Annotated in this window: 26 protein-coding genes; 13 read left to right on the top strand and 13 right to left on the bottom strand. The window is 64.5% G+C overall.

Going from position 1 to position 21,595, the window contains the following annotated elements:
- Position 1: 1 nt before the first annotated feature.
- The 3 genes from WC585_RS10065 to WC585_RS10055 all read right to left on the bottom strand — a co-directional run bounded on the left by WC585_RS10065 (position 2) and on the right by WC585_RS10055 (position 2,972).
- Positions 2–703: a 50S ribosomal protein L25/general stress protein Ctc gene (locus tag WC585_RS10065; protein ID WP_373257809.1), complete on the bottom strand. Its 702-nt coding sequence runs from the start codon at positions 701–703 to the stop codon at positions 2–4.
- A 154-nt stretch (positions 704–857) separates the two neighbouring features.
- Positions 858–1,949 (bottom strand): hypothetical protein, encoded by a 1,092-nt coding sequence (locus WC585_RS10060; protein WP_373257807.1) that lies wholly within the window; start codon positions 1,947–1,949, stop codon positions 858–860.
- A gap of 87 nt (positions 1,950–2,036) precedes the next feature.
- Complete coding sequence (locus tag WC585_RS10055; protein ID WP_373257805.1) at positions 2,037–2,972, bottom strand: ribose-phosphate pyrophosphokinase; 936 nt, start codon at positions 2,970–2,972, stop codon at positions 2,037–2,039.
- Between the two features lie 232 nt (positions 2,973–3,204).
- Here WC585_RS10055 and WC585_RS10050 point away from each other — a divergent pair, with 232 nt between their 5' ends.
- Together WC585_RS10050 and recN are read left to right on the top strand one after the other, a co-directional pair.
- Entirely contained in the window at positions 3,205–4,059 is an 855-nt protein-coding gene (locus WC585_RS10050) for an outer membrane protein assembly factor BamD (protein ID WP_373257804.1), read from the top strand.
- A 109-nt stretch (positions 4,060–4,168) separates the two neighbouring features.
- On the top strand, positions 4,169–5,869 hold the full coding sequence (gene recN, locus WC585_RS10045; protein ID WP_373257803.1) for a DNA repair protein RecN: 1,701 nt from the start codon (positions 4,169–4,171) through the stop codon (positions 5,867–5,869).
- A gap of 73 nt (positions 5,870–5,942) precedes the next feature.
- On the opposite strand, the gene WC585_RS10040 is transcribed toward recN, so the two are convergent.
- Complete coding sequence (locus tag WC585_RS10040; protein WP_373257802.1) at positions 5,943–6,410, bottom strand: hypothetical protein; 468 nt, start codon at positions 6,408–6,410, stop codon at positions 5,943–5,945.
- A 363-nt stretch (positions 6,411–6,773) separates the two neighbouring features.
- Between WC585_RS10040 and WC585_RS10035 the strand changes: the two genes are divergently transcribed.
- The 5 genes from WC585_RS10035 (at position 6,774) to WC585_RS10015 (ending at position 9,747) form a co-directional block, all read left to right on the top strand.
- Positions 6,774–6,914: a hypothetical protein gene (locus WC585_RS10035; protein WP_373257801.1), complete on the top strand. Its 141-nt coding sequence runs from the start codon at positions 6,774–6,776 to the stop codon at positions 6,912–6,914.
- Positions 6,915–6,940: 26 nt separating this feature from the next.
- Positions 6,941–7,678 carry a DNA polymerase III subunit epsilon gene (locus tag WC585_RS10030; RefSeq protein ID WP_373257799.1) on the top strand — a complete coding sequence of 246 codons (738 nt, stop codon included), beginning with the start codon at positions 6,941–6,943 and terminating at the stop codon, positions 7,676–7,678.
- 313 nt (positions 7,679–7,991) lie between these two features.
- A complete protein-coding gene (locus WC585_RS10025; protein ID WP_373257798.1) occupies positions 7,992–8,210 on the top strand; it encodes a hypothetical protein in 219 nt (72 codons plus the stop codon).
- 159 nt (positions 8,211–8,369) lie between these two features.
- Entirely contained in the window at positions 8,370–9,323 is a 954-nt protein-coding gene (locus WC585_RS10020; protein WP_373257796.1) for a winged helix-turn-helix domain-containing protein, read from the top strand.
- A gap of 37 nt (positions 9,324–9,360) precedes the next feature.
- Complete coding sequence (locus tag WC585_RS10015) at positions 9,361–9,747, top strand: helix-turn-helix domain-containing protein (RefSeq protein WP_373257795.1); 387 nt, start codon at positions 9,361–9,363, stop codon at positions 9,745–9,747.
- Between the two features lie 57 nt (positions 9,748–9,804).
- Here the strand turns inward: WC585_RS10015 and WC585_RS10010 are convergent, their stop codons facing one another.
- The 5 genes from WC585_RS10010 to WC585_RS09990 all read right to left on the bottom strand — a co-directional run bounded on the left by WC585_RS10010 (position 9,805) and on the right by WC585_RS09990 (position 12,831).
- Positions 9,805–10,608, bottom strand: coding sequence for an inositol monophosphatase family protein (locus WC585_RS10010; protein ID WP_373257794.1), 804 nt, complete (start codon positions 10,606–10,608; stop codon positions 9,805–9,807).
- A 97-nt stretch (positions 10,609–10,705) separates the two neighbouring features.
- Positions 10,706–11,272, bottom strand: a complete 567-nt coding sequence (gene efp, locus WC585_RS10005) for an elongation factor P (RefSeq protein WP_373257792.1) — start codon at positions 11,270–11,272, stop codon at positions 10,706–10,708.
- Positions 11,273–11,367: 95 nt separating this feature from the next.
- Positions 11,368–11,922 (bottom strand): tryptophan-rich sensory protein, encoded by a 555-nt coding sequence (locus tag WC585_RS10000; RefSeq protein WP_373257791.1) that lies wholly within the window; start codon positions 11,920–11,922, stop codon positions 11,368–11,370.
- Positions 11,923–11,980: 58 nt separating this feature from the next.
- A complete protein-coding gene (gene bfr, locus WC585_RS09995) occupies positions 11,981–12,481 on the bottom strand; it encodes a bacterioferritin (protein ID WP_373257790.1) in 501 nt (166 codons plus the stop codon).
- A 164-nt stretch (positions 12,482–12,645) separates the two neighbouring features.
- Positions 12,646–12,831 (bottom strand): bacterioferritin-associated ferredoxin, encoded by a 186-nt coding sequence (locus tag WC585_RS09990; protein ID WP_373257789.1) that lies wholly within the window; start codon positions 12,829–12,831, stop codon positions 12,646–12,648.
- Between the two features lie 120 nt (positions 12,832–12,951).
- Here WC585_RS09990 and thiE point away from each other — a divergent pair, with 120 nt between their 5' ends.
- From thiE to WC585_RS09960, 6 genes are all read left to right on the top strand, one after another.
- A complete protein-coding gene (gene thiE / locus WC585_RS09985; RefSeq protein WP_373257788.1) occupies positions 12,952–13,611 on the top strand; it encodes a thiamine phosphate synthase in 660 nt (219 codons plus the stop codon).
- Positions 13,612–13,683: 72 nt separating this feature from the next.
- Entirely contained in the window at positions 13,684–15,369 is a 1,686-nt protein-coding gene (locus WC585_RS09980) for an ATP-binding protein (protein ID WP_373257787.1), read from the top strand.
- A gap of 115 nt (positions 15,370–15,484) precedes the next feature.
- Positions 15,485–16,909, top strand: a complete 1,425-nt coding sequence (locus tag WC585_RS09975; protein ID WP_373257786.1) for a cytochrome ubiquinol oxidase subunit I — start codon at positions 15,485–15,487, stop codon at positions 16,907–16,909.
- The gene (gene cydB / locus WC585_RS09970) at positions 16,909–17,940 is read left to right on the top strand and encodes a cytochrome d ubiquinol oxidase subunit II (protein ID WP_373257785.1); all 1,032 of its coding nucleotides are present in this window, start codon (positions 16,909–16,911) and stop codon (positions 17,938–17,940) included. Before WC585_RS09975 ends, cydB begins: the two co-directional genes overlap by 1 nt.
- Entirely contained in the window at positions 17,921–18,082 is a 162-nt protein-coding gene (locus tag WC585_RS09965; protein ID WP_373257784.1) for a hypothetical protein, read from the top strand. Before cydB ends, WC585_RS09965 begins: the two co-directional genes overlap by 20 nt.
- A 17-nt stretch (positions 18,083–18,099) precedes the next feature.
- Complete coding sequence (locus tag WC585_RS09960; RefSeq protein ID WP_373257782.1) at positions 18,100–18,873, top strand: hypothetical protein; 774 nt, start codon at positions 18,100–18,102, stop codon at positions 18,871–18,873.
- Here the strand turns inward: WC585_RS09960 and WC585_RS09955 are convergent.
- The 4 genes from WC585_RS09955 to WC585_RS09940 form a co-directional block, all read right to left on the bottom strand.
- Positions 18,870–19,319, bottom strand: coding sequence for a YkgJ family cysteine cluster protein (locus WC585_RS09955; RefSeq protein ID WP_373257780.1), 450 nt, complete (start codon positions 19,317–19,319; stop codon positions 18,870–18,872). The two genes, WC585_RS09960 and WC585_RS09955, sit on opposite strands and share 4 nt — an antisense overlap.
- Positions 19,295–19,642 (bottom strand): VOC family protein, encoded by a 348-nt coding sequence (locus WC585_RS09950; RefSeq protein WP_373257779.1) that lies wholly within the window; start codon positions 19,640–19,642, stop codon positions 19,295–19,297. The genes WC585_RS09955 and WC585_RS09950 overlap by 25 nt, the downstream gene beginning before the upstream one ends.
- Positions 19,643–19,798: 156 nt before the next feature.
- Positions 19,799–20,980: an acetyl-CoA C-acyltransferase gene (locus tag WC585_RS09945; protein ID WP_373257778.1), complete on the bottom strand. Its 1,182-nt coding sequence runs from the start codon at positions 20,978–20,980 to the stop codon at positions 19,799–19,801.
- A gap of 65 nt (positions 20,981–21,045) precedes the next feature.
- The gene (locus WC585_RS09940) at positions 21,046–21,537 is read right to left on the bottom strand and encodes a winged helix-turn-helix transcriptional regulator (RefSeq protein ID WP_373257776.1); all 492 of its coding nucleotides are present in this window, start codon (positions 21,535–21,537) and stop codon (positions 21,046–21,048) included.
- Positions 21,538–21,595 lie beyond the last annotated feature (58 nt).

Raw genomic sequence — 21,595 nt, 5'->3', positions numbered from 1 at the left:
ATTAGTCTTCGGTCTTGTCTTCGGCGTTTTCTTCGTCCGATTGCTCGGTCGCGGGCACGTCGCCGGCCTCGATGGCGGCGGCTTCAACCTCGGCCTGCTCTTCGGCGATGGCTTCCTCGATCTCGTCGGCGGCCTTGGCAGCCGAAGACGTCTTGATGGAGGCGATCACGAAGTCGCGGTCGGTGATGGTCGGCTCGACGTCGCCGGTATTCTTCAGGTCGGACCAGCGGATGGTGTCACCCAGCTTGTGACCGGCCAGGTCGACGATCAGGTCTTCGGGGATGTGGTCGGCGCGGACCTTGACCTCGACCGAGTGACGGACGACTTCCAGCGAGCCGCCCTGACGGAAGGCACCGCACTGGTCTTCGTTGATGAAGTGGACGGGCACATCGATCGTGATCGTCTGCTTCTCGTCGACGCGCATCAGGTCGAAGTGCAGGGGACGGTCCGAAACTGGGTCGAACTGGACCTCGCGGGCGATGACCGACTGGGTCTCCTTGCCGTACTTCAGCTTGACCAGATGGCCCAGCAGCTTGCCGGTGTAGAGCGACTTGCGGAAGTCGCGCTCGTTCACCGAGATGGCGACGGGGGCCTTGTCGCCGCCGTACAGCACGCCGGGGACCAGGCCCGCACGACGCGCAGCGCGGGCGCCACCGGTGCCGACGCCTTCACGGACGTCTACGTTCAGAATGATGTCGGCCATGCCTCGCCTCAACAACGAAAAGCGGCGCGTGGCTGTTTCTCGGCCGCGCGCCGGGGTCTGTAGACCCTGAATTCAAGAGCGCGGGTCATTACACGCAAGCGTCGGAGGACGCAACCGTCCCGGCAAGGACTCCTTGCCGATTGACCCGCAGGGTTTACCGGCCGCTGTTCAGAGCTGCCGTCGCGGAGGCCGAAGCCGCTGCTGCTTCGGCTGCGATCGGCGTCTGGGCAGGGGTTGCTGCACCATCAGCGACCGTGCTGGCCGGCACTGTGATGCCGACAGGATTCATCGTCTGGGCCGTGCAGGTGGCCAGGTCGCGGGCGACGTGGCGGCCGACGCAGAAGATGTCCTCATAGCTGGGGCGCGAGGCCGCCAGGCACTGGAACAGCATCAGCTTGGACATGTTCAGGCAGAACTCGCTGTTCTGCTCGACCGTCAGGGCCTCGGTGCTGGCGCGAGCCTCTTCACCACCGGCACCCAATGCGGCCAATGCGGCGAGAGCCAGCGAGCGAACCACGGCAGGCGTATACGGAGGTCCCGAGCGGGTCGGGCTGACCGACAGGCCTGTGCCTGCGTTGGCCGCAGCGAACAGACGCGCTGATTCCTCGGCCGAGGGCAGCATCTGAATGGCGGACAGGGCCTTGGCCCCTTCCAGGCGGACTTCACGGTTGGGAATGTGCACCGTGGCCCAGCGGCGACGCGGGTCACCACGGCCCTGGATGGTATAGGCGTCTTCCTCGACGGCATTGGCGATCAGCATCATCGCGGCTGAATCGCGCCCGATGGTGTCGACGATCAGGCCAGCCGCCGCATCGGCTCCCGGCAGGGTGGCGGCATAGGCCGGGTCGGTCAGGATGCTGTTGATCACGGTCTGTCGCGTCGTCGGGTCACCCGCATAGGTGCGCACGCCCTGAACGAACTCCGGCGACTGAAGGGCCAGGATGGAGCCGTAGGCGATCATCCCGCGCGACAGCTGAGCCGGTTCATAGGACGCGCCCTTGCGGATGGCGGCCTGGATGGATTCGGCGTCCTGGAAGCCCGGCTGGATGGTGCCGACGTCACGCATGAAGGTGACATAGATCGAGGCAGCCTGGGCCACACCTTCGTTCAGCGTGACGGGAGGAGGCGGAGGCGGAGGAGGTGCGACAGGCTCGGGCGCTGGCTCCGGTGTCGAGCAGCTGGCGATAAGGGTGGCGGCGGCGAGGGCGGCGATCGTCAGACCACTGCGCATTGAAACCCGGAACATTCAGACATCCCCACGTGGACGCGCGGCGCGAACGGCACCGATACTATGTGAAGTCCCTATAACGCGGGCCGAAGTGTTTTCCGATGGTTAATCAAAAAGTTTCGAGACCGATTCTTCGTTGGCGATCCGGCGGATAGCCTCTCCGATCAGTGGTGCAGCCGATACGGCGCGGATTTTGGCGCAGTTCAAAACTTCGTCAGGCTGTTCGATCGAGTCGGTGATGACCAGGGTCTTCAGCGGGCCGTCCGTGATACGCTGGACCGCCGGACCCGACAGAACGCCGTGGCTTATGTAGGCCGAGACCTCTGTCGCGCCCTGGTCGATCAGGGCCTTGGCCGCGTTCACCAGGGTGCCGCCCGAATCGACGATGTCGTCGAAAAGGATGCAGCGGCGTCCTGAGACGTCACCGATAATGTTCATCACTTCGCTTTCGCCCGCCTTGGGCCGGCGTTTGTCGACGATGGCCAGGTCAGCGTTCAGACGGCTGGCCAGGGCACGGGCCCGTACGACGCCTCCGACGTCGGGCGAGACGATCATCAGCTCTTCGGGATTGGGATAGTGACGGCGGATGTCGTCGGTCAGAACCGGCGTGGCGACCAGATTGTCGGTCGGGATGTCGAAGAAGCCCTGAATCTGACCGGCATGCAGATCCATCGTCAGCACGCGGTGCGCTCCTGCGCGCGTAATCATATTGGCGACCAGCTTGGCCGAGATGGGCGTCCGGCCACCGGTCTTCCGGTCCTGACGCGCATAGCCGAAATAGGGCATGACCGCCGTGATCCGCTTGGCCGAGGCGCGCACCAGCGCATCGGTCATGATCAGCAACTCCATCAGATTGTCGTTGGCCGGATAGCTGGTCGACTGGATGATGAAGACATCCTCGCCGCGCACGTTTTCCTCGATGACGGCGAAGACTTCATTGTCGGCGAATCGCTTCACCTGGGCCCGCGTCAGGGGCATGTCCAGGTGGGTGGCAATGGCCTGGGCCAGGGTCCGGTTCGAATTGCCTGCCAGCAGCTTCATGTCCGGTCATCCTTTCGCCGTCATCGGCGGGCTGTGTTTGGTGTGGTCGCGCTGGCGCGCTTCTTATCAGGGGACAGCCCGGCGACAAGGCCAAACGCCATGTGCATGACGCATTGGCGATAGGTTGTGGCCTAGTGTAGAGATCGCGTCCTGTTTTCGGATGTCGCGGGTTTTGGCCTGTGCCGTCCAGTTGAAGGCCCACTGGGGCTGCACGGTCCCCGGACCAAAGTGATTGAGGTCGTCCTTGCCTGCTCCCAAGTTTCGTACCGGCCTGGTTTTGGCACTCGTGCTCGGTTCGACCGTCGTCGTCGCCGGCTGTTCCGGTCGGGATCGGCCGCGCCTGGCCTACGAGGAGCGTCCTGTCGAGGCGCTGTACAACACGGGTTACCAACGGCTGGAGAGCAAGCGCTGGGCCGACGCCGTCGACTATTTCCAGGAAGTGGAGCGTCAGCACCCGTATTCGGAGTGGTCGCGCCGGGCGATCCTGATGCAGATCTACGCCTACTATCAAAACAACAACTATCCCGAAGCCCAGGCGGCGGCTGACCGGTTCATCCAGCTGTTCCCCGGCAACTCCGGCGCAGCCTATGCCTATTACATGAAGGCGCTGTGCAATTTCGAGCGCATCACCGATGTGGGGCGTGACCAGGGCTATGCCGAAGGGGCCCTTCAGGGTCTAAACGACGTGGCCCGCCGCTACCCGGGCACCAGCTATGCCATCGACGCCACGGTCAAGATCGACATGGTCAACGACCAGCTGGCCGGCAAGGAAATGAACATTGGCCGCTATTATCAGCGCGCGGGACAGCCGCTGGCGGCGCTGAACCGCTACAAGGCCGTCATCGCCAACGAGGCGTTCCAGCGCACGTCTCATACGCCCGAGGCCCTTTACCGTCTGGTCGAGGTCAATCTGATCCTGGGCCTGAAGGAAGAGGCGATGCGCAACGGCGCGGTCCTGGGCTTCAACTATCCGGGCAGCCCTTGGTATGCCGAGGCCTATGCCCTGCTGACCGAAGAGGGAGCCCGCCCGGAAACCGCCCCGACCGGTCAGCGCGAAAGCTGGCTGCGCCGGATCATTCCGGGCTGAGCCGACGGTCGCTGAACAAAGGCCCTGCGTCAGGCGGCAGGATTCACAGACTGACTGTTCTTGCCCCGTTCCGGTCTAGACTGACGCCCATGCCGAATCGCGCGCCCTCATGCTGACCGCCCTTTCCATCCGCGATATCGTGCTGGTGGACGTGCTGGACCTGGAGGTTCGGGACGGGCTGACCGTGCTGACCGGCGAGACGGGGGCGGGCAAGTCGATCATTCTGGATGCCCTCGGCCTGGCGCTCGGCGCGCGAGGCGATGCCGGTCTGGTCCGTCATGGCGCGAAACAGGCCACGGCCACGGCGGTCTTCACTGCTCCCGACGACCCCGCCCTGATCGAGCTGCTGGCCGAGCGGGGGTTCGAGGTGGCGGCGGGCGAGGAGTTGATCCTGCGCCGCGTCGTCACCGCCGATGGCCGCAGCCGCGCCTTCGTCAACGATCAGCCTGCGGGGGTCACGGCCTTGCGCGAAATCGGCCAGGCGCTGGTCGAGGTGCATGGCCAGCACGAGACCGTCGGCCTGCTGGACTGGAAGACCCACCGCGCCCTGCTGGACATCTATGGCGGGGTCCAGCCGCAGCTCAGCGCCGTGGCCACCGCCTCCGAGACCCTGAAGGCCGCCGATCGCGCGGTCGCGGAGCTGAAGGCCGCCGCCGCCGATGCCGCCTCGCGTGCCGAGGAACTGACCGACGCCCTGGCCGATCTGGATGCGCTGGATCCCCGCGCCGAGGAAGAGACCGAGCTGGCCGGCGAGCGCGCCATTCTGGGCGCGGCGGAAAAGGCCCTGGCCGATCTGGCCGACGCCCGGACCCTTCTGGGCGGGGACAAGCTGTCGCAGAAACTGGCCTCGGCTCTGCGCGCCGTCGAGCATGCGCGCCAGCGTGCGGGGCAGGCGGGCGCGGCCGCCGACCACCCCGTCATCGTGCAACTGGGCGCAGCGGCCGAGGCCATCGACCGCACCCTGGTCGAGGCGACAGAGGCCATCGCCACCGTCGACGCCGCCGCCAACGCCTTCGACTTCGAGCCGGGCCGGCTGGACAAGGCCGAGGAACGGCTGTTCGCCCTGCGCGCCGCGGCCCGCAAGCTGAACACCTCGGTCGAGAACCTGCCCGTGTTGCGCGTGCGGTTCCGCGAGCAGCTGCGCCTGATCGAGGACGGCGCCGACGCCATCGTGGCGGCGGAGCGCCAGGCCAGCGCCGCGCGCGAACACTACGATCTGGCCGCGACCTTCCTGACCTCGGCGCGAGAGGCAGCGGCGCTGCGGCTGACGACGGCGCTAATGCAGGAGCTGGGCCCGCTGAAACTGGACCGCGCCCGCTTCCGCGTGGCGTTCGAGCCGGTGGCCGACGGGCGGCGCGGCCCCCTGGGCGTGGAGACGACCCGGTTCGAGATCGCCACCAATGCCGGTACCGACTTCGGCCCCCTGGACGCCATCGCCTCGGGCGGCGAACTGGCCCGCTTCGCCCTGGCCATGAAGGCGGCGCTGGCCGGACGCGAGGACCAGCGCCAGCCGGTCATGATCTTCGACGAGGTCGATCAGGGGGTTGGCGGTGCCGTGGCCCAGGCCGTCGGCGAACGCCTGCAACGCCTGTCCACCGGTGCCCAGGTCCTGGTCGTCACCCACAGCCCCCAGGTCGCCGCCAGAGGCCACGCCCACTGGAAGGTCCGCAAGTCCGACACCGGCGGCCTGACCACGACCACCGTCGATGCGCTTGATGAGGAGGCCCGTCAGGAAGAGATTGCGCGCATGCTGTCAGGGGCGGTGATCACGGACGAGGCAAGGGCGGCAGCGCGGACGCTTATCGGGTGAGGAAACGGCGGGGGTGAAAGTCGCCTAGAGCGGACCGACCGGACGTATGGTGAGGGTGCGAAGCGGACGAGAGTCAGTACACTTCAGCAAGCTGCCACCCTGTCAGGTCCAGCATAACCAATGCCAAAGCTCTCAAATCGCCGTTTCTCGGCGACCACTCGCTCCAAATTTTGTATTCGCCACGCCCACTCACTTCGAGCAGCCACCTTGAGCCGTCCAAACCACCATCACAACTATATGACGCTTTGTGAAGCTGTAGCTGCGCGGCCTTAAGGCGTTCCCGCTCAGCCTGCGTCAGAACCCGATCGACGGAGCAGCTTAGGTGATTGGTTTCGCATCCATCCTGACCCGCGATCCATTTGCCAATCAGGCGGATATGGCCATCATTCGTCTCGACCGTGCGGACCATTACTGGCGCATGGAAACTGCGCAGCAGAGCGAATCTCACCGTTTGTGAACTCTGCCCCTTTGCCGGGAACAATGGGTCCTCGTGGAAAGCTTGAAGTTCACTCGAGTACCAATCCGCATAGAACTCATCCATCACCAACCCTCTCTCAGCGGGGAAGGGGGTGTTCGCGGGGCACTCGCCTAACTGTGTGTAGACTGATTTCGGGAAGAAGGGCGTCGATCCAATGACCAGATAGATTGTGCAAATCACACCGATCAGCGCGGTACCAATTAGCGCAAACGTATCCCGTCGAAACATGGCTAGGCCCCTCACTGCAGAGTCTCACCAGATGGGCAAAGGCGCAAGCTACCCGAGGTCTGCAATGAGTCGATTGCGACCATAGGCTGCAAGCACACATTACCATCGATCTCGCTAGACTGTGTCGAGCCGATGCCGAAGGGAACAACTGACCCCTTGGTTTCGCTGTGACAGGAGGTGTCAAAGTGGAGAACGACCATGTCAGAGACCAAGGGCAAGGGTAGTCACACGGCTAGGCGCGCCAATGCGGCGGCGGCCAGGGATGGCGAGACCAATCCGCGCAAGTCGTCCAGGGCGCAGGCGATCCTCGGCAAGAAGGGTGGTCGGTCCAGCTCGTGACGGACGATCCCGCCCAGCCCGTGTGCGTGCGCGTCATCGACCTTGAAACCGCCGGCAATGGCGCGAGCGATGTGTGCGAGATCGGCTGGCAGGACGTCGTGCAGGACGCCGGCGGTCTGTGGTCGGTCAGCGAGACCTCCAGAGGGGCCCTTTTCGTCAATCCGGGACGGCCAATCTCGCCGGACACCATGGTGGTCCACCACATTCTCGATGAATGGGTAGCGGATGCACCGTTCTGGAAGGACGTCGCGCCGTCCGTGCTGCGGCCCGACACCCCCGTTGTGGCGCTCGCAGCCCACCGCGCCGCCTTCGAACAGCGCTATTGCACCCCCCGTCTCAGTGGGGGAGCGACCTGGATCTGCACCTGGAAATGCGCCCTGCGGGTCTGGCCGGAGCTGCCCAGATTTTCCAACCAGATGGTGCGCTATCAGCGCAGGCCCGAGGGCCTGATCCACGAGCGGGGCCTGCCCGCGCACCGCGCCCTGCCCGATGCCTATGTGACCGCACACCACCTGCGCGACATGCTCAATGCCGTTCCGCTCTCGCAACTGATCGAATGGAGCAGTCAGCCCGGTTTGCTGCCACGCGTTCCCACCGGTGCCGATCGTGGCAAACCGTGGTCTGCCGTCGCTGATGAGGCGCTCGCGACCCTTGCACGCGATCGCGACATCGATGTGCGCTTCAGTGCCGAAACGGAGAGGTCTCGGCGTGGTGACCAACCGCTTGTCGCGCCGTCAAAGCCGGGCCAGCAGACGTTGATCTAGGCCGTTTCCTACCGCGCGTATCAGCGCGATGCTTGGCCTCTTCATTCCCGACCGACTTCGATGGCGTCCATCGCCACAAGCGCCCCGTCCGGCATGGCCTTGGGGCGGACGGCTTTCACCGGCTCGCTGGTCCAGAATGGCCCGCGGCCTGACCGTATCCGATAGAGGTTGCACATGAAGCGAGCGTGCTATGGCTCTGGGCGAAAGTGGAATCGCTGCCGGAGAATGTCAGGCGGCCAATCCCCCAAATCTGGGGGCAAATTTATTCACCCAACGCGCGGACGACGTTAGTGCGGTCAGCCGGGAGGGTAGGATGCCTGTGCTAGCCACACTGATCCGTGACGCTACCTGCTGCAACATCGTTGCCGACGGACAAGGCTTCGCCTTCACGGCCCGGGACGGCGAGATCGAAGCTTTCAGTGCTCTCGTCCGCCGAGCCAAGCACGATCTGGGGAGCGATTACATGGTGTTCGCCACGCCGTCTGGACCAGGCCAGTATTCTGAGATGTTCGTGCTGCCCCTCGATCTCTAGCTGCGCTCGGCTCCGCGTCGGAAACAGCAGACCTTGATGACAGATGTGACTGCATCTGTGCTGGTGCCTGATTCCCCCAAATCTGGGGGTGTAACAATGGACCGCCAGCGCAATTGCGCTGAAGCATTCTTGCGAGATGCAGGGTTTGGTTGACTACTGATGCTGGCAAGGATTCAAGCCGCCCAGATTACATGGCTGAATGTTCGTCTGACGCTCAGCTTCACCGACGCGGCGCGTGCAGCGGTGAACGACGATCTGGTTTCCGCGCTTCTGTTAGGGGGTGTTCTGGGTGCCAACGTCCAGCCCTCGGACCACTATCCGCGCGACTCAGGCCGCCTGATGGAGCCTGGCGGCCTGCCGGACGACCTGCGGCGCGCCGTTAACGCCACAAGCATGGCACAGTCTCTGGGCATCCCGGATGAGACCGCTCGCGTGAAGCTGGCGGCATTACAGAAGCAGGGCATTCTGGAGCGACGCGAGGATGGCTATGTCCTTAACTCTTCGGCCATTCTGGCGGAACCGTTGGTGACGACGCTGACAGCGTTTCTTCACGGCATTTCGGATTTTATCGAAGGGCTGGCGGCGATCGAAGCCTGCGGTCTCACGCAAGACTACGTGTTGGCATCTCCGCAATGGGAGAAGGGCGGGGAGGCTATCCGACTGGTCAATGCCCACATCCTGCGCGGGATTGATTATGCGACGGACCTCAACAGCACGAACAGTGTCATGACCCGGTTCGTCCAGTTGGGCGTGGCACATCTTACGGGCAGCGCACTGCGCCTGTTTCCGTTTATGCCTCCGAATGGAGGTGGCCTGGCGCCGTGCAAGCCGCACACCGGACCCGTCTCCGTTGCCGCCCTCGCCCGCTTGTTACGACTACCGGAAGAGACGGTCAGGCGACACGTCGCGATCCTGGAGCAGGGCGGTGCTGTCGTGAAAGTACCCGGAGGGCGGGACATGGCACTGGCCAATCCTGAACTTGTTGCACGCTGGCTGGATTTTCATGGCCGTGCCAGCGTCAGCACCAGGCATCTGGTTTCAAGACTACTGACCACCGGCGTGATCCGTCCGCGCGAGATTGGTGTCGCCTCATCCCTCCGGCAACGACCTTAGGCGACGACGCCTGAAACCTGACAGCGCAAGAACACTCATGGCAAAGCCGACGACAGAAGAACCCCACCCCATCGACAAGTCTGTCGGACAGCGGGTGGCGCGGCGACGGTTGGAGTTGGGCTACAGCCAGGCAGACCTCGGGAAGGCACTCAACCTGACATTCCAGCAGATCCAGAAGTACGAAAAGGGGGCCAACCGGATATCGGCTTCTAAGCTTTGGGAGGCGTCCAGCTTCCTGGATGTCGATGTTTCATATTTTTTCCGAGAGCCGAACCGCCAGGAGCCTGTCTCCATGCCGGCCATGCCCACGCGATATTCTGTCGAGACCAATAGGATCTTGCCTGCGTTGTCTATCGAAGATCAGAAGCTGATCCTCTCGATCGCGCAGCGACTTGAAATCCGGCCGCAGAGTGTTCCCGAATAGGGGGCACGCAAAGCCCGAGCGTGGTTGTCGAGCCCGATTCTTTGCGTCCCCTCGAACCTAGCCCCGCAGCACCTTCTGCAACTGCGGATGCAGGTCGGAGTTGGCGGCCAGGATCTGGGCCCCTGTCTCCGGGCGGCCTTCGCCGTCGATGGTGGTGACGATGCCGCCGGCCTCGGTGACGAACAGGATGCCCGCCGCCACGTCCCAGGGCTGGAGGTTGCGCTCATAGTAGGCGTCATAGCGGCCTGCGGCGACCCAGGCGAAGTCGAGCGCGGCAGAGCCCAGACGGCGGATGCCCGCAACGCGCTGGCCCACGGCGTGGATGTCCTTGATCGACTGGGCGTGGCCGGTCTTGCCGATGAAGGGCAGGCCGGTCGCGATCAGGCTTTCGGACAGATCCTTGCGGCCCGCTACACGGATGCGCTGGTCGTTCAGATAGCAGCCCTTGCCCTTTTCGGCCCAGAACAGCTCGTTCATCACCGGGTTGTAGGTCACGCCCGCCACGATCTCGGACGTGCCGTCCGGTGCGGTGCGTTGCAGCCCCACCGTGATGGCGAAGTGGGGCATGGCGTGCATGAAGTTGGTGGTGCCGTCGATCGGGTCGACGATCCACATATGGGACTTGTCGGTCCCCTCCATCATGCCCCGCTCCTCGCCCAGGAAGCCGTAGCCGGGGCGGGCCTTCATCAGCAGCTCATACAGGGTGTCCTCGGCCCGGATGTCGGCAGCCGTGACGAAATCGCCGGGACCCTTGCGCGAGACCTGCAACTGGGCGACCTCGCCGAAGTCGCGCAGCATCGGGCGCGCCGTCTTGCGAACGGCGTCGATCATCACGGAAACGAGGGCTGAGGCGAGGGCCATGGTCGCAAATCTCCTGGTCCGCATGTCCTGAAAAGGCGCCAGCCCGGAGATGCGGAGAAGTTCAACGGCTCCGGATGGGGCCGAGTGTTGAGTGTAATCAGTCCGCGCGGCGGACGTATTCGCCGGTCGAGGTATCGACGACGATCTTTTCGCCCACGCCCATATAGGGCGGAATCATGATGCGGACGCCGTTGTTCGCTATCGCCGGCTTGTACGACGACGACGCCGTCTGGCCCTTCACCGTCGGCTCGGTCTCGACCACTTCCAGGGTAACCTGGTCGGGCAGGGACAAGCCGATGGGGCGGTCTTCATGCGTCTCGATGATGACCTTCATGCCCTCTTGCAGATAGGCGATGCGATCTTCGCCGACCCAGTCCTTCTGCAGTTCGACCTGCTCGTAGGTGGTGTCGTCCATGAAGACCAGGCTGTCGCCGTTGTCGAACAGGTAGGAGAAGTCCTTCTGCTCCAGCGTCACGCGTTCGACCTTGTCTTCCGACCGGAAACGCTCGTTCAGCTTGTTGCCGGTTTCCAGGTTCTTGGCCTCAACGTTGGCGAAGGCCCCGCCCTTGCCGGGCTTGACGTGGCTGGCCTTGGTCACGACCCACAGGCCGCCGTTGACCTGCAGAACCATGCCGGGCTTGATGGTGTTGCCGTTGATCTTCATCGGTGTCTCGAAAAGGTTTTGGCGCAGCCCTTGTGGCGCGCACGAGCGGGCGCAGTCCGTAAAGGAAGCCGGGGCTTACGGCAAGGCGCTGTCCGTCAGTGGACGGTGCGATGGTCGTCCGAAAGCTTGTCCTCGACCTTGTTCATCAGGCGGGTCGCGCCGCCGATCGGAGAGGCCATCTTGCCTGCCCCTTCATCCAGCTTGCGGGCTTCATGAGCGAAAGCGGCAGCCATGCCCGCCGAGGCCATGGCCGCCGCGATCTGGAAGCCTCGACCCGCCGGGCGCGCCGCCAGCCAGATCGCATTGACCACCTGGGTTGCGGCCCAAAGAGCCAGGGTGCCTGTCCGCCGTTGGCTCTTCGGCCCGTTCCAGACGCGGACGGCCGACAGGCTGGTCGCCGAGAAGACCGCCGGCACGATCATGCTCATGGCTCCCCGCGGACGCTCCGTCACGGGCCGGGCCCCGCTGCGGATGTCCGAGGCCGAAAGTCGCGGTTGCAACGCCTTGTTGGCCAGGAAGGTCGCTGCCAAGGCGAATCCGGCCGTCACCACGACCCCCAGAACGACATGGCCCATGTCGCGCTCGTCGCCATTGACGAAATCCAGCGCCGCGTCGCGCGCGTCGTCCACGAATTCTGCAATGTCCGTCATGGTCAGCCCTTCTGTTGCTGACCGAACAATGGGCTAGGCGGCGTTGCGGTTCCGCCGATCAGTTGCCGGTGGCGGACTTGTCCGGGCTGATCTCGGTCATCGCGGATTGCAGATAGTTCTGCACGCCCAGCTGGCGGATCAGGTGGTGCTGGTTTTCCAGGAAGTCGATGTGCTCTTCGGTGTCGTTCAGAATCCGCATCAGCAGGTCGCGGCTGACAAAGTCACCGGCGGCCTCGCACTGGGCCACGGCTGCGGCAGTCGTGGCGCGGCTGTCGATCTCAAGCTGAAGGTCGGCCCCCAGACATTCGACTGCTTCCTCGCCGATCTTCAACTTGTGCAGATCCTGAAGATTGGGCAGGCCATCCAGAAAGAGAATGCGCTTGATGAGCATGTCGGCATGTTTCATCTCGCCGATCGACTCGTCGTAAATGATCTGGCCAAGGTGTTTCAGGCCCCAGCTTTCGAACATGCGGGCATGCAGGAAATACTGGTTCACGGCAGTGAGTTCGTTGGTCAGCACTGCATTGAGCGTGCGGATGATCGCGGGATCGCCCTTCATGGCCTTGTCTCTTTCGATGGGCGGGTGTGGAGCCGACGGCCCCGGACGCATCCCGTCCTAGCCAGACAGTTGTATCACAGGAAAAAGGCCTGTGATCTTTTGCGATTACTTATCAGCACATTGATATTGCGAATGATTTTTCCGCGCAAAGCCATTGCCGTTGGCTATTCGGCGGCCATGGCGAACGCCTGCTGCGTTTCCTGAATCATCTGACGCATTTCGCAGACGCATTTGGCGCATTGGGCCTGACATTGGTTGCGCGTGAAGATGTCGCGTGGACGGCAGGCACCAGACTCGATGGCCAGGGCCACATCACGTTTGCGAAGACCATTGCAGTTGCAGACGTACACGACAGGCGAAACCCGGCTGGTGATGCGAATGGTTCGCTATAGCAGGCACGTTAAGGCGAATGCAAGGCGTTCGCAGCGGGGCGGGTTGACGCGGACATCGTCGCATCGCAACTGCCCTGTATGGCCAAACAACCTTTGATCCCCGCCCGCCCGCCCTGTCGGCTGTATTTGATAACGCCTTCAGCGATCCCGGACCTGGAAGCGTTTGTTTTGACCTTGGCGAACGCCCTGGACGCTGGCGATGTTGCCGCCCTGCAGGTCAGGTTGAAGGCGGCGGACGACCCCGGAGTTTTGGCTGCGGTTGAGGCGATACTGCCGGTGGCCCAGCGGCGTGGCGTCGCGGTCATTCTGAACGACAGGCCGGATCTGGCGAAGCGGTCGGGCTGCGACGGCGTGCATCTGGGGCAATCGGATATGCCGTTGGCCGAGGCCAGGCGGATCATGGGACCGGAAGCCATCATCGGCGTCACATGCCACGACAGCCGCGAACTGGCGATGGATGCAGCCGAGGCTGGCGCAGACTATGTGGCGTTCGGAGCGTTCCATCCCACGACGACCAAGGCGACGACCCACCGTCCTGACCCGGAAATCCTGACTATATGGCAGGAGACGGTCGAAGTGCCGTGCGTCGCGATTGGGGGAGTTACACCCCAGAACGCAGCAGCCTTGGCCAAGGCGGGTGCGGACTTCGTCGCTGTCAGCAGTGCGGTCTGGGATCATCCTGGCGGTCCTGCACCGGCAGTGCGCGAGTTCAATCAGGTGCTTGCATCGGCGAACTGATCCTTCAGGGGATGTTAGTGGACGACGGCTAAGGCTGGTTCTTATTGCGTCCACCGGAACCGTCCCATGCCCATGAGCCGCGTGCTCGCCCCATCCGACAGCGCACCCGTCGCCGCGGCAGATAAGGTCGCAGCGGCAAGGCTGGCGCGTGAGGCGGCCAGTCTGAGACGGCGTCGCCAGACCATGGCTCCGGTATTCACCGCCATCGCCGTGACGGTGATGGTGGTCATCTCGATCAGTTTCGCGCGCTCCGTCGGTCTGGTTGCTCCGCTTTGGGGAGCGGCGGGACTGGCCGTGGTTGTGTGGCTGCGAACGTCCACAGGCCGGATGTACGACCTTAGTTTCGCGGGCCTGATCGCCATGGGCATGGCGGCGGGAAATTTCCTTATTGGTAACGACACTGCTCACACGGCCATGTTCACGGCAGCCAATATGCTGGACGTCGCAATGGCGGTGTGGATCGCGCGGCGTTTCGCACCGACGCTGAACCTGGCCACCGTCGAAGGCGCGACGCGGTTCTTGCTTGGGGCTGCTCTGGTCGCGCCAATTCCTGCCGCCTTGTTGTCCAGTGGCGCACTATATCTGCTGGACGGGACCAATCCGATTCAAAGCGCTCAGACCTGGTGGTTCGGTCACGCCCTGAGCATCGCAATCATCGGCAGTTTCGGCCTGTCGCTTACAAAACGGGAGATCGCGCGGTTAAGAGCGCCCGCCGTCGCGCTGGAGGCGGCGGTGCTGATGGCGCTGCTATCGGTGGGCAGCTGGATCGTCTTCGTCCATCTGGATGTGCAGCTGTCGTTCCTGATCCTGCCGATCCTGCTGCTGATCGCGGTGCGCCTGCGCATGCTTGGGGTGACGGCCGCCCTTCTGATCATCACCATTCTGGCGGTCGGGGGCAGCATGAAAGGCCACGGGCCTTTCGCAGGCGATTTCAGCCGGGCTGACCAGGCCTTGATGGCGCAGTTGCTGGTGTTGTTGGGCTATTTACCGATCATGCTTGTGGCGGCTCTGCTGGAAGAGCGTGACCGGTTGTCGGATCGCGCCAAACTGGGTCAGGTTCGGGCCGAGAAGGCCTCTGCGGCCAAGTCGCGCCTGCTGGCTAATGTGGCGCATGAGATCAAGAGTCCTGTCGGTGGCATCATCGGCATCGGTGAGCTGTGGCAGGGCGGGCAACTGGGGCCGATCAACGACACCCAGACCGAAATGGCTGCCATGGTCGTGAAGACGGCACGTCAGGTAGAAACCTTGGCGCACGACCTGCTGGATGTCGCGCGTGCCGAATCCGGGGATGTCCGTGTCGAGTTGCGGCCCACAGACGTGCCGGGTGTTCTTGAAGATGTACGTCGCGCGACAGCCCTGCGGCCCGAAGCGACAGAGCTCAGGCTGGAGGTGGTCACCGAGGGCGACGGGCTGGTTGCGCTGGCCGACTCTCAGCGTCTGAACCAGATCATCACCAACCTTGCCAGCAATGCCGTGAAATATGGGTCCAGCGGCGGCCTCGTTACTTTCCGCGCCTGCCGGGTCCATGATGCCGTGCGGGTTGAGGTGAGCGATCAGGGGCCCGGCCTGTCGCTCGAGAAACAGGCGCAACTGTTCGAGCCTTTCAATCGATTGGGACTGGAACGATCCACCATCGAGGGCCATGGCATCGGCCTGGCTTTGGCCAAGCGCCTCGTGGAGCTGCAGGGGGGCAGTATTGGCGTGATCTCTACGCCGGGCGAAGGTGCGACCTTCTGGATCGAACTGCCCGCCGCCTGATTATCAACAGCCAAGCTTTGCGACCTTCCGCCGCGCGACCGTACGCTCATGGACTCTGCGGCTCGACGGGTATAAAGCCGCAATTGTCGTAGGGTTATTTGAAAAGGCGATCACCGTGGAATTCGACGCGCTTCTGCTGTCGCGGATGCAGTTTGCCTTCACCATCGCATTTCACATCCTGTTTCCGGCCTTCACGATCGGGCTGGCCGCCTTTCTGGCGGTGCTGGAGGGGCTGTGGCTCTGGACCAAGCGGGATGCCTTCAAGACCCTGTATCTGTTCTGGGTGAAGATCTTCGCCCTCAGCTTCGGCATGGGCGTCGTGTCGGGCGTGGTGCTGAGCTACCAGTTCGGCACCAACTGGTCGGAGTTCATTCGCCTCACGGGCGGGGTGATCGGGCCGCTGCTCGCATTCGAGGTGCTGACAGCCTTTTTCCTGGAGGCGTCGTTCCTGGGGGTCATGCTGTTCGGCTGGAAGAAGGTCGGGCCGAAACTGCACTTCACAGCGACGGTGCTGGTGGCAATCGGGACGACCATTTCGGCCTTCTGGATCCTGTCGGCCAACAGTTGGATGCAGACGCCCCAGGGCTTCGAGATCATGGCCGATGGCCGGTTCCAGGCCACGGACTTCTGGCAGGTTGTGTTCAACCCCAGCTTCCCGTCCCGGCTGGTGCACATGCTGTTGGCGGCCTTCATGACCACGGCACTGGTCGTGGGCGGAGCGTCGGCATGGCGGGTGCTGAAAGAGAAGCGGGGCAGCAAGGCCTGGACCGAGAGCCGGATCGCCCTAGTCATGGCCATCGGCCTGGTCGCCGTGGCTGCGCCGCTGCAACTGGTCGTTGGCCACTGGTCGGGCGAGGTGGCCCACAAGTATCAGCCGTCCAAGACCGCCGCCATCGAGGGCTATTGGGAGACGCGGGCGGATCAGCCGCTCCACTTGTTTGGTATCCCGGACCGCGAGGCGCAGAAGAACCATTTCGAGGTGTCCATCCCCGGCATCGGCAACATGATCCAGAACCTGCCGAAGGATGAGGTCATCCAGGGTCTGGACGCCTGGCCGCGAGAGGATCAGCCGCCGCCCTTCATCCCCTTTTTCGGCTTCCGGATCATGGTGGGCCTGGGTCTTCTGATGATCGCCCTGGGTGGCGTCGGAGCTGTGCTGATCTGGCGGAAGCGGCTGTTCGAGAGCCGGTGGTTCCTGAAGTTCTGCGTGGCCATGGGGCCGAGCGGCTTCGTTGCGGTGCTGGCCGGCTGGATGGTCACCGAGGTCGGGCGCCAGCCCTGGGTCGTCTATGGCGTGCTGAAGACGCGTGACGCCGTGTCGCCCGTCACGGCGGCCGAGGTGGCGACCAGTCTGACGGTCTATGTTCTGGTCTATGCGCTGGTGTTCACTGCGGGGGCTCTGTTCATCCTGCGGCTGATGGCCGAGGGACCCAAGGCGGCGCTGGCGGAACCCGATCCGCGCCAGGACCGCGCGCCCGGCTCGGCCCTGGCCAAGGCCCCCGCCGATGCCGAGGGTGGCATTCCCGGAGACGAAAGCTGATGGACCTGCCACTGATCTGGGCCGGGGTGATCGCCACCGCCGTGCTGCTGTACGTCATGCTGGACGGGTTTGACCTCGGGGTCGGTATCCTGTTTCCGTTCGCCAAGTCGCCGGGCGAGCGCGACGTGATGATGAACACCATCGCGCCCGTCTGGGATGGGAACGAGACCTGGCTGGTGCTGGGGGGCGGGGGGCTGCTGGCGGCGTTCCCGTTGGCCTATTCCGTCCTGATGCCGGCGCTGTATCTGCCTGTGCTGCTCATGCTGGCAGGCTTGATCCTGCGCGGCGTGGCGTTCGAGTTCCGCTTTAGGGCCCGCAAGCGCGGTCGCAAATTCTGGACCCAGATGTTCGCGGGCGGGTCGATACTGACCGCTGCGGCACAAGGGCTGATCCTGGGTGGCTTCATCCAAGGCGTGACTGTAGCCGACCAACAGTTTGCGGGTGGGCCATTCGATTGGTTCACGCCCTATACGCTGCTGGTCTCGGCCGGGATCGTGGCGGGCTATGCCCTGCTGGGCGCGACCTGGTTGATGCTGAAGACCAAGGACAATCTGCATGGTGACGCCAAGCGCTGGTCGTTGATCAGCGCGGCGTGCACGGCCGGTCTGCTGGCCGCGGTCAGTGTCGCCACACTGTTCGTGCATCCACGCATCGCCTTGCGCTGGGGCTTCGACCTGACGCAGGGGTTCGGGCTCGACTGGGGCGTGCTGGGGCCACTCCTGCCTGTGCCCCTGCTGGGTCTGGCGGGACTGATCCTGCTGGTTGGCTCGGTGCAGCGGTCGTCGCACGTGCTGCCCTTCGTCGGTGCGATTTTGGTGTTTTTGTCGGGCTATTTGGGGCTGGCCGCCAGCTTCACCCCCTACATTGTGCCCTACGCCGTCGATTTCCGCCTGGCTGCGGCCCCGGACAATGCTCTGGGTCTGATGCTGGTGGGGGTGGTGGCGATCCTCCCTGCCATCCTGGCCTATACCGCCTGGGTCTATTGGGTCTTCCGCGGCAAGATCGACGAGGATGCCGGCTATCATCATTGATCCCGTCCCCCCGCCCACACCTGACGAGCCGCCCGGTCCCCTGTGGAAGCGGCTGGCCTGGTTCGTCGCCCTGTCGGTCGTGGCCGCCGGGGTGACAGCCATCGTCGCCTATGCGCTGAGGGCCTTGCCGTTCGCGGGCTGAAGGGCGACATTGGCTAGATGAAAAGTATCGCTTTCGCCGCCCTCATCCTCGCCGCCTCTCCGGCCCTGGTCCATGCTCAGACCGCGACGCAGACACCAGCACCCGCCACGGCACGGCCAGCGGGATCGCCAGATATCACGGGAAGCCTGAACGGTGCCCCGGCTCAAGCCCAGCCCTCGACCACGGTCCGTCCCGGCGCGCTCGGCTCCGTACCCAGTCGCTCGCCTGCCGCATCGACACCGACCGTGACGGCCGCCCCGAGGGCCGAGGGGGCGCCGCCTCCGCCGCCGATCGTGACACCGGCTCCCGCCGCGGCATCGACCGCTGCCCGGCCGCCCGCTGCGACGCCTTCATCGGCAGCCTTACCTCCAGCCGCATCGGCGACGGCAGAGACGAGCGCGCCTGCTCCGGCTCCGGCTCCGGCCGCGACGGTGCTGGATGCGGCGGCCATCGCCGCCCTGCCGTTCTCCATCGAACTGCCGCCCGGTTTCCGGATCGAGACGGGACGGCCCGGCCCGAACTTCAAGATCTACACGGTCAAGCGCGGCGATAAATCCTTCGCCATGATCTATGCCGGGCCATCGTCGCAGTTTCCCATCTATTCCGGCGAGATGGCCGAGGTCGGAGGCCGCGCCACGGTCGTGGCCAATCAGGGCGGCACGCGTCACGCCATGGAGCATCTGTTCCAGCGCGAGACCGCGCCGAAGGAAATCCACGTCTGGATCATGTCGCTGGAGGGAGCCGATCAGGCTCTGGCCGAGCGGATCGGCCAGACGGTGGATGTGCGCTAGGCCGCAGACCGCCTGACCGGGGCATCCGTCGGGCCCAGCCGGACACCGCGCAGCCCGGCGAACACCAGCACCTCCTGGCCCGGAGCCTCGGCCCATCGACGCAGAGCCGACTGATAGGGCTCGCGCCGCCAGTCGTGCGGGCGAGCGGGGTCGGACTCGACGATCAAGCGCGCACCGCCTTGCTCGCTGTGCAGGACGAAGCCTGCGACGGAGGGTTTCCACGCTTCGTTGAGCGCATCGGTCAGCAGCCAGAGGCAGTTGAAGACGCGGCAATCATCCGGGCGGTCGGCATAGATGGCGCAGCCGCTGGTCTTGCTGAAATGGCGGCACCATCTGCCCGCAGGCTTGGCCAGGGCCGTGACCCCCATCAGCTTGCAGCACAGTCCGCAATCGCCACAGGATTTGGCGATGGTCGCCGTGGTCACGTCGCCTTCGGCTCGGACCATATGGCCAGTTCGTTGCCGGCCGGATCGCGGAAGTGAAAGCGCTGTCCGCCGGGGAAGTCGAAGATCGGCTTGACGATGGTGCCGCCCGCCGCCGTGACGCGGGACACGGCCGCCTCCAGATCGGTGGCATAGAGAACGGGCAGGGGGGCTTTCAGAGTTGCCTCATCGGCATCGAACCCGTCGTCCAGACCTTCGCTGAATGCTGCATAGGTCGGGCCATAATCCTGGAACGTCCAGCCGAAGGCTGCGCCATAGAAGGCCTTGATCGTGCCGGTGCTGTCGGCGGGGAGTTCGAGGTAGTCCAGTTTTCCATCGACACGCATGCGTGATCTCCCGCTTCACAATGAGGGCTTGCCACGACCAACACTTCTGCGCAAACCTGCAAATGATTCGCAATTGCGGGAGTCGCTCATGATCATCCTGACTACCGGAGGCCCCGCGCTGGCGCGGCTGATGGCGAGCGACATGCCCCGCCGCAGTCAGGCCAGCTCGACCGCAAGGGCCACAGCCTCGCCGCCGCCGATGCACAGCGACGCCACGCCGCGCTTGCCGCCGCGCGCCTGAAGCGCACCCAGCAGGGTGGCCAGAACGCGCGCGCCCGACGCGCCGATGGGGTGCCCGAGGGCGGTCGCGCCGCCGTTAACGTTCAGCCTGGCGTGGTCGATGCCCAGTTCCTGCATGGCGATCATGGGGACGACGGCGAAGGCCTCGTTAACCTCCCACAGATCGACGTCCTCGACCGACCAGCCGGCCTTCTTAAGCGCCTTCTGGATGGCCGGGACGGGGGCAGTGGTGAACAGGCCGGGCTCATGGGCATGAGCCGAATGGCTGACGATGCGGGCGACGATCGGCAGGTCCAACGCCTTGGCTACGCTCTCGCGCGTCATTACCAGCGCCGCAGCGCCGTCAGAGATGGAGGCGGAGGAGGCGGCGGTGATGGTGCCGTCCTTGGCAAAGGCGGGTTTCAGGCCAGGGATCTTCTCCGGCATGGCCTTGCCGGGCTGTTCGTCCTCGCTGATCGTCTCGGTGCCCTTGCGGGTGGCGACGTCTACGGGCGTGATCTCGGCCTTGAAGGCCCCCGAGGCGATGGCGGCGCGGGCGCGGGTCAGACTTTCAACCGCATAGGCATCCTGGGCCTCGCGTGTGAACTGATAGGTCCTGGCAGTGTCCTCGGCGAAGGAGCCCATCGGCTTGCCGGGGGAATAGGCGTCCTCCAGCCCGTCCATCATCATGCTGTCGACGATGACGTCGTGGCCGATGCGGGCCCCGCCGCGGTGCTTGTTCATCAGATACGGCGCGCCGGTCATCGATTCCATGCCGCCGGCCACGATGACGTCGGCGCTGCCCGCCATCAGGCTGTCGGAGGCCATCATGACGGCCTGCAGGCCCGAGCCGCACATCTTGTTGACCGTGGTCGCCTCGACATGCTGGCCCAGACCGGCACCGAGGGCCGCCTGGCGTGCCGGAGCCTGACCGAGGCCGGCGGGCAGGACGCAGCCCATGTAGATCTGCTCGATCTTCTCGGGCGCAAGACCGGCGCGTTCGACGGCGGCCTTGACCGCCGCGGCACCCAGGTCGGTAGCCTTGGTGGTGGCGAAGGCTCCCTGGAACCCCCCCATGGGCGTGCGCGCGAAAGAGACGATGACGACGGGATCGGACATGGAGACGTGGCCTTCAGGTAAAGGATACAGATCGTGCAGGGGACGGCAGTTTGGAACGCGTGAGGTCAGTCGGCGGCTTCGCGCGGCATGACGTCACCGACGGTGGCGCAGTTTTCGGCGCGGATCAGCTGGATGTCCCGCGGCTTGACGATCTCATTGCAGTGGCCGCAGGCGATGCGCGGCGACAGGTCGTGATCGCAGGTCTTGTGCCGCATGGTGATGCCGGCGTCAGTGTCGCCATAGACATGCTTGGCCCCCCACGCGTGCAGGGTGACGATGACGCCGTACAGATCCTTGCCCTTGGCGGTCAGGACGTATTCGTTGCGGGGCGGACGTTCGGAATACAGGCGAGGCTCCAGCACGCCGTGCTGCACCAGCGACTTCAGCCGCGCCGCCAGGACGTTACGGGCGACGCCCAGACGGTCCTGCCACTGTTCAAAGCGGCTGATACCGTTGAAGGCGTCGCGGATGACCAGCAGGGTCCAGGGGTCGCCGATGACCTCCAGCGTCGCGGCGATCGAACAGCTCTGGCGTGAATAGTCGGCGGTGCGTCCCATACGGACGAAAGTGACCCTGCGTCAGGGGATTTGCAAGAGGGTTGCCAATCGGAACGGA

Origin of the sequence: Brevundimonas sp. (assembly GCF_041648055.1) — a bacterium.
Taxonomy (GTDB): Bacteria; Pseudomonadota; Alphaproteobacteria; order Caulobacterales; family Caulobacteraceae; genus Brevundimonas.
The sequence above is the reverse complement of the archived record's forward strand: the minus strand, read 5'-3'. Positions and strand labels throughout refer to the sequence as shown.

Excerpts from the sequence above, each read along its gene's own strand:
- WC585_RS10065 (WP_373257809.1), bottom strand. The coding sequence starts at position 703 with ATGGCCGACATCATTCTGAACGTAGACGTCCGTGAAGGCGTCGGCACC.
- WC585_RS10060 (WP_373257807.1), bottom strand. The coding sequence starts at position 1,949 with ATGTTCCGGGTTTCAATGCGCAGTGGTCTGACGATCGCCGCCCTCGCC.
- WC585_RS10055 (WP_373257805.1), bottom strand. The coding sequence starts at position 2,972 with ATGAAGCTGCTGGCAGGCAATTCGAACCGGACCCTGGCCCAGGCCATT.
- recN (WP_373257803.1), top strand. The coding sequence starts at position 4,169 with ATGCTGACCGCCCTTTCCATCCGCGATATCGTGCTGGTGGACGTGCTG.
- WC585_RS10040 (WP_373257802.1), bottom strand. The coding sequence starts at position 6,410 with ATGGATGAGTTCTATGCGGATTGGTACTCGAGTGAACTTCAAGCTTTC.
- WC585_RS10035 (WP_373257801.1), top strand. The coding sequence starts at position 6,774 with ATGTCAGAGACCAAGGGCAAGGGTAGTCACACGGCTAGGCGCGCCAAT.
- WC585_RS10025 (WP_373257798.1), top strand. The coding sequence starts at position 7,992 with ATGCCTGTGCTAGCCACACTGATCCGTGACGCTACCTGCTGCAACATC.
- WC585_RS10020 (WP_373257796.1), top strand. The coding sequence starts at position 8,370 with ATGCTGGCAAGGATTCAAGCCGCCCAGATTACATGGCTGAATGTTCGT.
- WC585_RS10015 (WP_373257795.1), top strand. The coding sequence starts at position 9,361 with ATGGCAAAGCCGACGACAGAAGAACCCCACCCCATCGACAAGTCTGTC.
- WC585_RS10010 (WP_373257794.1), bottom strand. The coding sequence starts at position 10,608 with ATGGCCCTCGCCTCAGCCCTCGTTTCCGTGATGATCGACGCCGTTCGC.
- efp (WP_373257792.1), bottom strand. The coding sequence starts at position 11,272 with ATGAAGATCAACGGCAACACCATCAAGCCCGGCATGGTTCTGCAGGTC.
- WC585_RS10000 (WP_373257791.1), bottom strand. The coding sequence starts at position 11,922 with ATGACGGACATTGCAGAATTCGTGGACGACGCGCGCGACGCGGCGCTG.
- bfr (WP_373257790.1), bottom strand. The coding sequence starts at position 12,481 with ATGAAGGGCGATCCCGCGATCATCCGCACGCTCAATGCAGTGCTGACC.
- thiE (WP_373257788.1), top strand. The coding sequence starts at position 12,952 with ATGGCCAAACAACCTTTGATCCCCGCCCGCCCGCCCTGTCGGCTGTAT.
- WC585_RS09980 (WP_373257787.1), top strand. The coding sequence starts at position 13,684 with ATGAGCCGCGTGCTCGCCCCATCCGACAGCGCACCCGTCGCCGCGGCA.
- cydB (WP_373257785.1), top strand. The coding sequence starts at position 16,909 with ATGGACCTGCCACTGATCTGGGCCGGGGTGATCGCCACCGCCGTGCTG.
- WC585_RS09965 (WP_373257784.1), top strand. The coding sequence starts at position 17,921 with ATGCCGGCTATCATCATTGATCCCGTCCCCCCGCCCACACCTGACGAG.
- WC585_RS09960 (WP_373257782.1), top strand. The coding sequence starts at position 18,100 with ATGAAAAGTATCGCTTTCGCCGCCCTCATCCTCGCCGCCTCTCCGGCC.
- WC585_RS09955 (WP_373257780.1), bottom strand. The coding sequence starts at position 19,319 with ATGGTCCGAGCCGAAGGCGACGTGACCACGGCGACCATCGCCAAATCC.
- WC585_RS09950 (WP_373257779.1), bottom strand. The coding sequence starts at position 19,642 with ATGCGTGTCGATGGAAAACTGGACTACCTCGAACTCCCCGCCGACAGC.
- WC585_RS09945 (WP_373257778.1), bottom strand. The coding sequence starts at position 20,980 with ATGTCCGATCCCGTCGTCATCGTCTCTTTCGCGCGCACGCCCATGGGG.
- WC585_RS09940 (WP_373257776.1), bottom strand. The coding sequence starts at position 21,537 with ATGGGACGCACCGCCGACTATTCACGCCAGAGCTGTTCGATCGCCGCG.